The sequence below is a fragment of the Intrasporangium sp. genome (genome assembly GCF_032907665.1).
Taxonomy (GTDB): domain Bacteria; phylum Actinomycetota; class Actinomycetes; order Actinomycetales; family Dermatophilaceae; genus Intrasporangium.
Window position 1 is genome coordinate 1 of the sequence record NZ_JAJJPG010000043.1, and the last position, 9,148, is coordinate 9,148.

The 9,148-nt window shown below is 70.2% G+C and carries 9 protein-coding genes and 1 tRNA gene; 3 read left to right on the forward strand and 7 right to left on the reverse strand.

The genetic code is table 11. The annotated features are described in order from the left end of the window. Nucleotides 1-50 precede the first annotated feature (50 nt). The 7 genes from LOY02_RS08580 to LOY02_RS08610 form a co-directional block, all read right to left on the reverse strand. Nucleotides 51-722, reverse strand: coding sequence for a GntR family transcriptional regulator (locus tag LOY02_RS08580; RefSeq protein ID WP_317181931.1), 672 nt, complete (start codon nucleotides 720-722; stop codon nucleotides 51-53). Then, on the reverse strand, nucleotides 719-1,519 hold the full coding sequence (locus tag LOY02_RS08585; RefSeq protein WP_410505932.1) for an ABC transporter ATP-binding protein: 801 nt from the start codon (nucleotides 1,517-1,519) through the stop codon (nucleotides 719-721). Before LOY02_RS08585 ends, LOY02_RS08580 begins: the two co-directional genes overlap by 4 nt. 140 nt (nucleotides 1,520-1,659) lie before the next feature. Next, complete coding sequence (locus LOY02_RS08590; protein ID WP_317181932.1) at nucleotides 1,660-2,445, reverse strand: ABC transporter permease; 786 nt, start codon at nucleotides 2,443-2,445, stop codon at nucleotides 1,660-1,662. After that, entirely contained in the window at nucleotides 2,442-3,272 is an 831-nt protein-coding gene (locus LOY02_RS08595) for an ABC transporter permease (protein WP_317181933.1), read from the reverse strand. Before LOY02_RS08595 ends, LOY02_RS08590 begins: the two co-directional genes overlap by 4 nt. Beyond that, a complete protein-coding gene (locus LOY02_RS08600; RefSeq protein WP_317181934.1) occupies nucleotides 3,269-4,285 on the reverse strand; it encodes an ABC transporter substrate-binding protein in 1,017 nt (338 codons plus the stop codon). Before LOY02_RS08600 ends, LOY02_RS08595 begins: the two co-directional genes overlap by 4 nt. A 204-nt stretch (nucleotides 4,286-4,489) precedes the next feature. Then, nucleotides 4,490-4,572 (reverse strand) — tRNA-Leu (locus LOY02_RS08605). Nucleotides 4,573-4,723: 151 nt separating this feature from the next. Beyond that, complete coding sequence (locus LOY02_RS08610) at nucleotides 4,724-6,268, reverse strand: hypothetical protein (RefSeq protein WP_317181935.1); 1,545 nt, start codon at nucleotides 6,266-6,268, stop codon at nucleotides 4,724-4,726. Nucleotides 6,269-6,496: 228 nt separating this feature from the next. Between LOY02_RS08610 and LOY02_RS08615 the strand changes: the two genes are divergently transcribed. The 3 genes from LOY02_RS08615 to LOY02_RS08625 form a co-directional block, all read left to right on the forward strand. Then, a complete protein-coding gene (locus LOY02_RS08615) occupies nucleotides 6,497-7,276 on the forward strand; it encodes a DUF3662 and FHA domain-containing protein (protein ID WP_317181936.1) in 780 nt (259 codons plus the stop codon). 27 nt (nucleotides 7,277-7,303) lie between these two features. Beyond that, complete coding sequence (locus LOY02_RS08620) at nucleotides 7,304-7,855, forward strand: FHA domain-containing protein (RefSeq protein WP_317181937.1); 552 nt, start codon at nucleotides 7,304-7,306, stop codon at nucleotides 7,853-7,855. A gap of 3 nt (nucleotides 7,856-7,858) precedes the next feature. Continuing rightward, nucleotides 7,859-9,148, forward strand: a 1,290-nt coding sequence (locus LOY02_RS08625) for a PP2C family protein-serine/threonine phosphatase (RefSeq protein ID WP_317181938.1), incomplete at its 3' end; no start/stop codon positions are given.

Genomic DNA, 9,148 nt, shown 5'->3' on the forward strand with positions numbered 1-9,148 from the left:
CGCCGCCAACTGCGCCGGCGCCGTCGTGTAATGCCCATGACAATCGATGATCACGGCAGCTCCTGGGACTTCGCCTTGAGCGCCTCGATGACGCTCGCGAGGTGGGCGTGCACGGCCCGGGTGGCGCGATCCGGATCATGGCTCGCGATGGCGTCGATGATCTCGAGGTGCTCACCGAGTGACTGTCGTGGCCGGCCATCACGCTGGGCGAGACGGAATCGGTGGCGCACGAGCTGGCCGTTGAGGCGCTCGAGCAGGTCGGCTGCGACCGGCTGGTTCCCGAGGTCGCGGACACTGGCGTGGAGCTGAATGTTGAGCTGGGAGTAGCGGTTCGCGTCGCCCGACTCGACCGCGGTCCGCATCTGCCCGCCGAGGTCGCGCAGCCGGGCCGCCTCCTCCGGGGTCGCCCTGGCCGCGGCCTTTGCCGCACACAGACCCTCGAGCATCATCCGCACCTCGGTGATGGCGACGGCTTCGTCGAGGGTGACCACGCGCACGCGGGAGCCGCGATGGGGAACGCGTTCGACCAGGCCTTCCGCCGACAGGTCGATGAGGGCGGCTCGGACGCTGCCGCGCGTGACGCCGTGCTGCTCTGCGAGCTCCTGCTCGACGAGGCGCTGGGCCGGCACGAGGTCACCGCGCGTGATGGCCTCCCGAATGGCTGCATGGGCGACCAGTCGACCCTTCTCGCCGGAGAGTGCGGACAGAGCGGTGGTGGTCATGGCAGCTCCTGCTCCGGCCGCTTGCCGGCCTTGGCCTCCTGGATGAGGCCATAGACGTCGTGCCGCAGCTCCGCGAACCGTGTCGAGGCACGGGTCTCGAGCTGGTCGCGGTCCACGGGGAGGTCGATCGCGACGTCGGCCATGACGACGGTCGGTCGGTTCGTGAGGACGAGGACCCGCTCGCCGAGATAGACCGCCTCGTCGATGTCGTGGGTGACGAAGAGGACGGTCACCCCGAGCTGGCGCCACAGCGACCGGACGAGGTCCTCGAGGTCGGCTCGGGTCTGGGCGTCGACGGCGGCGAAGGGCTCGTCCATGAGCAGGACGGACGGCTCGTAGGCGACGGCTCGCGCGATGGCGACGCGCTGCTGCATGCCGCCTGAGAGCTGCCAGGGATGAGAGCCGGCACTGTCGGCGAGGCCCACCGCCTCGAGGGCGGCATCGACCTTGGCTCGGCGCTCGGCCCGCGGCAGGCCCTTCTCCTTGAGCGGGAGCTCGACGTTCTGGCGCACCGTGAGCCAGGGGAACAGGCTCCGGCCGTATTCCTGGAAGACGACCGCCATACCCGGGGGCGGTTCGGTGACGCGCTTGCCGTCGAGGATGACCTCGCCCGCGGTCATCGGCAGCAGACCCGCGATGCAGCGCAGCAGCGTCGTCTTGCCCGCTCCGGACGGTCCGACGATGCAGACGAGCTCCCCCTGCCTGATCGCGAAGGTGAGGTTGCGGACCGCCTCGACGTCGCGACCGTGCCCGGTGTAGGTCTTCTGGAGTCCACGGACGTCGAGCACCGGCGGCACCGACTGGGGGTCTGCTCCGGAGCTGGTCCGGCGGCTGGTCTGGCCGCTGGTCCGGCGGCTGGTCTGGGGGTTGGAGTCGGAGTCTGACTCGGAGTTGGTCACGGAGCCTTCTCCTTGGGTCGGCGCAACGGATGACATGGTCAGATCCCTCGTTCGGACTGGCGCTGGCCGCGGTACCACGCGAGGGCGCGGTGCTCGACCACCCGGAAGATCAGGGACAGGAGGAAGCCCAGCACTCCGAGCAGGATGATGCCCGTCCACATCTGGGGGATGGCGAAGCCGCGCTGGAACTGCACGATGGCGGCCCCCAGCCCCGTGTCGGCGGCGAACAGCTCACTGATGACCATGAGGATGACGCCGATCGACAGGGCCTGGCGCGCCCCCGTCGCAACCTGCGGGCTCGATCCGCGCAGGACGACGTGGAGCAGGTAGGTCGGCCGCCGGAACCGGTAGCTGCGGGCCGTGTCGACGAGCACCTCGTCGAGGGCCCGCACCCCCTCGACGGCGTTGAGCAGGATCGGCCACACACAGCCGAGCGCGATCGTCGCGATCTTCGCGGTCCAGCCGGTGTAGCCGGCGAAGAGGGCGATGATCGGGATGAGAATGGGCGGCGGGATGGCGCGGAGGAACTCCAGCGTCGGCTCCAGGAACGAGCGGAGGGTTCGGGACAGGCCGATCGCCGTTCCACCCGCGATGCCGACGACGAGGGCGAGGGCGTAGCCGATCCCGAGTCGTGCGAGGCTGGGCACGGCATCCGTCCGGAGCTTGTCCCACGTCCACGTCTCGGGGAACGCCGCGGCGATGTCCTTGAGCGGTGGCCAGAACGGGCTCGTGCTGCCCGCTGACGCAACCCACCAGACGGTGAGGAGGACGGCCGGGAGCGCAAGCGCGAAGAGGAGCTGCGTGCCGACGGATCGAAGCCTCATGCCGCGAGCTCCCTCCGGACCGAGGAGTGCCAGCGCAGGACGCGCCTCTCGATCGCCCGGGCGACGAGATTGACGGTGATCCCGATGACGCCGACGACGACCACGAGGGCGTAGGTCAGGGGGACCGCACCGGAGCTCTGGGCCACGCCGACATCGCGCCCGAGACCGGGGACGCCGATGACGAGCTCTGCGGTGATCTCGAGAATGAGGGCCACCGCCGCGGCGAGACGGAAGCCGGTGACGATGTAGGGCAGGGCCGTGGGCCACACGACCTGGCGGAGGACCGTCCAGCGGGAGAAGCGATACGAGCGGGCCGTGTCGCGGACGACCGGATCGACGTCCGCGACGCCGTAGAGGACCTGGACGAGGACCTGCCAGAAGGCTGCGTAGACGACGAGGATGAGGGCCGACTGCGGGCGGCTGCCGTACATGAGCACGACGAGCGGGATGAGCGCCACCGATGGGATCGGCCGGAGGAACTCGATCGTCGAGGCCGTGAGGGACCGCAGCACCGGGATGCTCCCGATGACGACCCCGGCCACGATGCCGGCGACCATCGCGAGCGCCAGCCCCAGGGCCCAGCCGCGGAGCGTCTGGAGCAGCGCGGTCCAGAACCCTGCCGTCCCGAGCTCGGTGACCAGGGCGGCGAGAATCTCGCTCGAGGGAGGAAAGAACCGTCGGTCGATGATCCCCACCCGGGGCAGGACCTCGAGGACAGCGCCGACAGTGACGAGGCCGAGGACGCCGAGGCCGACGGGGCCGACCAGACTGCCCGCCAGGCCCGGACGCGAGCGCGTCCGAGCCTGGCCGGCCTCGGCGACGGTCACGGCAGGAGTGCGTCGAGGTCGGGTGCGCTGTCGAGCAGTTTGTCCTGGACGGCAAGGTCGGACAGCTTCTGCACGGAGTCCCGGTTGATCTCCTCGGGCCAGCCGGGCAGCGTCACGGCCGCGCTCACCTCGGGGTCGATCTTCGTGTAGGTGCCGAGGATCGCGCGCGCCTCGTCAGGGTGCTCGGCGGCATAGGCGAGCGACTTCTTCATCGCTGCCGTGAAGGCCTCGACGACCTCGGGATCGGACTGGGCGTAGTTCGCGGAGGTGAAGTACATCGCCACGGTGAGCTCCGGCATGAGGCCGGCGTAGTTCGACCCGATGTAGCGGTCGCCCTGGTTCTTGGCGATGGTGAGGAACGGCTCGACGAGCTGGCCTGCGTCGATGTCACCGCTGGCGACGGCCGGGGGGATGTCGGGGAAGGCGAGCTCGACGTACTGGATGCCCGACGGGTCGCCGCCGGCCGCCCGGACGAGCTCGTTGATCGTCGTCGTCTGGATGTTGTTGAGGGTGTTGACCCCGATCTTCTTCCCCGCGAGGTCCGCGATGCCCTGGATCGGGCTGTCCGCCTTGACGACGATTCCGCCGAAGTCCTTGGCGGGGTCCGCCGACGCCGCAACGCCGTTGCTCACGACCTTGAGCGGCAGATCCTTGGAGCTGGCGAGGAGCAGCGAGATGGTGTTGCTGAAGCCGAACTGGTACTGCCCGCTGACGACGCCCGGCACGATCGCGGCGCCGCCCTGAGCGGTCTCGAGCGTGAGGTCGAGGCCCTCCTCCGTGAAGAAGCCCTTCTCCTTGCCGAGGTAGATGGGGGCGACGTCGACGATGGGGATGACGCCCACCTTGACGGCCGTCGTGTCGCCGGCCGCACCGCCGGGCTCGCTCGCGGCGGGCCCAGGCGTCTCACTGGTCGATCCGCAGGCCGCGAGAAGGAGCGCGCCGGTCGCGACGATCGCTCCAAGGACGCGACGCCGGGCCTGCCCCGACGGGCGTTGCGGGTGGGAGTGGTTCATGTGGGCTCCTCCTTGAGTCCAGGGCCGCCCTCGTACGGGACGTTGGCCCGAGTCTCGGGACTGTTGACGAGATTGTCAACAATCTCGTCAACAGTCAATGCCCAGGAGTGCCCGCTCCCGCAGGCGTCGCAGGGTCCCACCCCCGCTTGCATCACGGCCGGGACAGCACGAAGGCCCCGACCGATCGGTCGAGGCCTTCACCTGTGCGCGAGGGGGGATTTGAACCCCCACGCCCATAAGGACACTGCCACCTGAAGACAGCGCGTCTGCCGTTCCGCCACTCGCGCGTGACAAGCAGACAGTGTGCTGCATGACGGCCGGGATCGCCAAACCGGCGGTGGCCCGCCAGTCCCGGTCCGAACGTGCAGGGGCCGCGAGAGCCCGTCAGAGCCCGCGAGTGCCCGCGCGCGCCCGTCAGACGCCCGTGTCAGAAGCCCGTCAGAGTCCGTCGACGACGACCGCGGCCATCTCCATGCAGGACTCGTGTGTCTTCTTGCTGATCTTGAGCGGGTCGAGGTGCAGTCCCGGGGCCAGAGCGGGGTCGTAGGGGATGTCGACCACGGCGCGGACCCACTGCTCGAAGTGCTCGCGGGTGTGGACACCGGCGCCGACGTCGTTGCCTCGCGCAGTGGTGTGCGAGATGACGCAGACGGCGTTCTTGACGAGGTCGCCCCGACCCATGGCGACGAGCGCGTCGAGATTCTTGGCGGCGACCACCGACGTGTCGTCCTTGAGCGACGTCGCGAAGACGAGCATGTCTGCCCGAGCCGCGGCGGCCAGCCAGTTGGGGGAGAGGCGGTTGTTGCCCGTGTCGATGACGATCATCCGGTAGAAGCGGGACAGCTGCGTGTGCAGGTCCTCGAACTCCTGCTCACCGATGACCCGCATCGCCTCGTCGTCGTCCGCCGACGCGAGTACGTCGAAGGACAGGCCCCGCTGCTCTCGCACCCAGTGCTCGAGCTCGGAGGTGCCGGCATTGGGGTCTGCGGCGATCTGGGGCAGGGCGCCGAGGAGGTCGACGACCGTGCGGTGGTGGCTCTGCGACGGCGCGCGCATGCCCAGCGTGCCCTCGGTCTCGTTGTTGTCCCAGGCGAGGACCGAGCCGGACCGGTAGCGCCCGAGGTAGCTCGCGAGCATGAGCGTCACGAGGGTCTTGCCGCCGCCGCCCTTGGTGTTGATGACCATGATCGTCTTGCGGCCGGACAGGGGTCGAGCGATCCGGTCGATGCGGTCGCGCTCGAGCAGCTCCTTGAGGCCGGGACCGAGGCCGAAGGCCCGGCGCAAGCCCGAGCTCGCCTTGACCTTCTGGCGCTCGCCCTTGGAGCGGACGGTGATGAGGTCGTCGGCCCTGGGACGTTCCGTGCCCTCGTGCGCCAGGGGTTCTGCGTATGCCGCTGGGCTCGGCTCGTGCCCCAGCTCGGCTGCCGCTGCGGCGACGTCGGGGTCGACCGGCGGCGTCGCGGCGTGGGCGCGGGCCGCGGCGGAGTGGTCCCCGGTGTAGTGCAGGCCGTTGAGGGGCGCTGCTGCCGGGGCTGCCGACCCGGCGGGGACCCAGCCGGAGTACTCCTCCGTGGACTGCGCCGCGACCTCGGCGTTGTGCTGCAGCTCGGACCAGTGTCCGGTGTCGGGGTTGTAGCCGCTCGCCCCGGTGGGCTCCCACGGCTCCCAGCCGCTCGCCGCAGTCTGACCCTCGGGACCCGGCCCGCCCGCGTGGTCACCGGAGTCGGCCCAGTCGCTGGCGGCATACTGTGAGAGCTCGTCCGAGGAGTAGAGGCTCTCGCTGGAGTCCGACTCGGGGAGCTGCCACGACGTGTCGTCCCACGTGGACGACCACGGGTCGGCGCTCTGGTCGGTCTCGGCCGGGGAGTCGATGGAGTTGGACACCGTGGGCAAAGGCAGGGCGAACCCGCCCGGGATGGTGTTGTTGGCGGAGTAGCCGGGGATCCCCTGACCCTCGGCCGTGCCGCTGTCATCGTTGCTCATCGAGCACTCCTCGCTGGCCTGACACATGCCCGCGCCCGTCAGGGCACGCTTGTCGATAGTCCCATGCTTCGGGCCGAGGGCAAACCCAATCGTTATCTGGTGAACACCCAACTGCGACCTCGGCGCCGCTGGAATGAGGGTCGGCAGCCGCCCGGGGATGGGGCGTCGTCCGTGCTCGCCGGTTACGATGGGACGCCCGGAGCGATCCCGGGTAGAAGAGGAGACGGCGTGGGAATCATCAACCGGGTCGAGCACGGTCTCGCCAAGGCTGTCCACGGTGCCTTCGCCAAGGCCTTCAAGTCCGAGGTCCAGCCCGTGGAGATCGCCTCGGCCATCCGCCGGGCCATGGACGACCGGGCGGCGCTCCTCGGCCACGGGCGGGCCATGGTCCCCAATCTCTACACCATCGAGCTCAGCGAGACGGACTACGAGCGACTGGGCGACTACGAGGACGAGCTGTCCGACGATCTGGTCGCCGCCGCACAGGAGCATGCCGATTCCCAGGGCTACCAGCCGGGCGGACCACTCGAGGTGGTTCTCATCGAGGGTGAGGGCCTCGAGACAGGCGTCTTCCGCGTGCGCCCCGCGACCGCGAAGCGTGCCGGGAACGAGGCACCCGCTGCCCAGCCGCACGCCGCGCACCAGCCCCAGCGGCCCGGTGGCACGGCGGTCGAGGAGCAGCCCCCGGCCCGGCCGGCCCGCGTCAACCCGTCCGCGCGACCGTGGCTCGACATCGGTGGAGACCGTTACCCGCTCCTCGGTAGTCTCACTACTCTGGGGCGGGACGAGTCCGCCGACATCGTCGTCGATGACCCCGGGGTGTCCCGTCGACACAGCGAGATCAGGGTGACGACCGACGGGCCGCATCTGGTCACGTCGATCCGCGACCTCAACTCGACCAACGGCACCTTCGTCAACGGCGAGCGCATCACGAGCCAGCGGCTCGAGGACGGCGACCGCCTGACGCTCGGGCGCACGTCGGCGACGTTCCGTGCGGGCCGCCGGTGAGGCGCCGCCCGCGATGACTGGAGCCGCATGAGCGAACTGACCCTCACCCTGCTGCGGCTGGGGTTGCTCGCGCTGCTGTGGATCTTCATCTTCAGCGTCGTCGGGGTGCTGCGCACCGACATCTACGGCACCTCGGTGTCGCGTCGGTCCCAGCGCAAGGCTCTGCGTGAGCAGGAGCGGCAGCAGCGCCGGGCTGCGAAGGAGGCGGCGCGGGCGCCGGCCCCCGCCGCTGCGCCCGCTCGCTCACGCGCCAGGTTCGGGCGCGGGAAGGCGAAGGGCGCCCCCACGCTGCTCGTCGTCACCGAGGGTCCGCTCGCCGGCACGTCCCTCCCGCTGCGGGGGCAATCCATCCTCATCGGCCGCAACCCCGAGTGCGCTCTCGTCCTCGACGATGACTACGCGTCGGGTCGTCACTGCCGGATCTACCCGGACCCGTCTGCGCGCGAGGGCTGGCTCGTCGAGGACCTCGGCTCGACCAACGGCACCTTCATCGGGCGGGACAAGCTCACGTCCCCGCAGCCGGTCGATGTCGGCACGACGCTGCGCATCGGCAAGACCGTCCTCGAGTTCCAGGACTGAGGCATGGCCATCGCTCTTCGCTACGCCGCGCGCTCCGACCTGGGTCTCGGCCCGAAGTCCCGCAACGAGGACTCCGGCTACGCCGGACCCAACCTCCTCGTCCTGGCCGACGGCATGGGCGGTCATGCCGCAGGCGACGTGGCCAGCTCGATGATCGTCGGCGAGCTCGCCCCGCTCGACGAGCAGGACGTCGGCGCCGACCAGGCGATCACCCTGCTCGAGCGCTCGCTTCGCTCGGCCAACGCCAAGCTGACCAAGGCCATGCGCGAGAACTCCGACCTCGCCGGCATGGGCTCGACGACGATCGTCATGCTTCGCACCGGCAACAAGATCGCCATGGCCCACATCGGCGACTCCCGGGCCTTCATGCTCCGTGGTGGCAGCTTCAGCCAGATCACCAAGGACCACTCCTTCGTGCAGCAGCTGGTCGACGAGGGACGGATCTCGCAGGAGGAGGCGGGCAGCCACCCCCAGCGTTCCGTGGTGACCCGGGTCATGACCGGTCAGCCCGACGACGAGCCCGACACCTCGCTGCGCGAGGCGAAGGTGGGCGACCGCTTCCTGCTCTGCTCCGACGGCCTGTCCGACTTCGTCGGCGCGGGCGTCATCGAAGAGATCCTCACGGAGGCCAGGACCCCCGACGAGGCGGCGGACCGGTGCGTCGAGGTCGCGCTGAAGGCCCACACCAGGGACAACGTCACCGTCATCGTCGCCGACGTCGTCGACCCCGACGGGGACGACCTGCCCACCACCGTGCCCCAGGTCGTCGGGGCAGCGGCGAAGAGTCTTCGCGACAAGACCAAGGCGATCCCGACCACCCCGGCGGAGAAGGCAGCAGCCCTGTCCCGTGAGGCCACTGGCCGCAGCCGTGACGTCGATGACTCCCCCCAGCTCGCGGAGGATCCTCGCCGATCGAGCAGGTCGAGGGGGCTGCGTCGTGGCGTGGCGACCCTTGTCGTGGCCGCCATCCTCGTGGGTGGAGGGTACGCCGCCTGGTCGTGGTCCCAGCAGCAGTTCTATGTCGGTGCGGACTCGGGACAGGTCGCCATCTTCCGCGGAGTTGCCGGGGAGGTCGGTCCCCTCGACTTCTCCGACGTCGAGCGGCGCAGTGACATCGCTGTCGGGGAGCTGCCCGTCGACATCCAGGGGTCGGTCGAGCGCACGATCCCGGCCGCCGACCTCGCCGACGCCGAGGCCAAGGTCGACCGCTTGCGCGCCGAAGCAGCGCGCTGCCGCGCCCTCGCCGCCCTCGGCACGGCGTGTGGGGACCTGCCGGCGGCGACACCCACCACC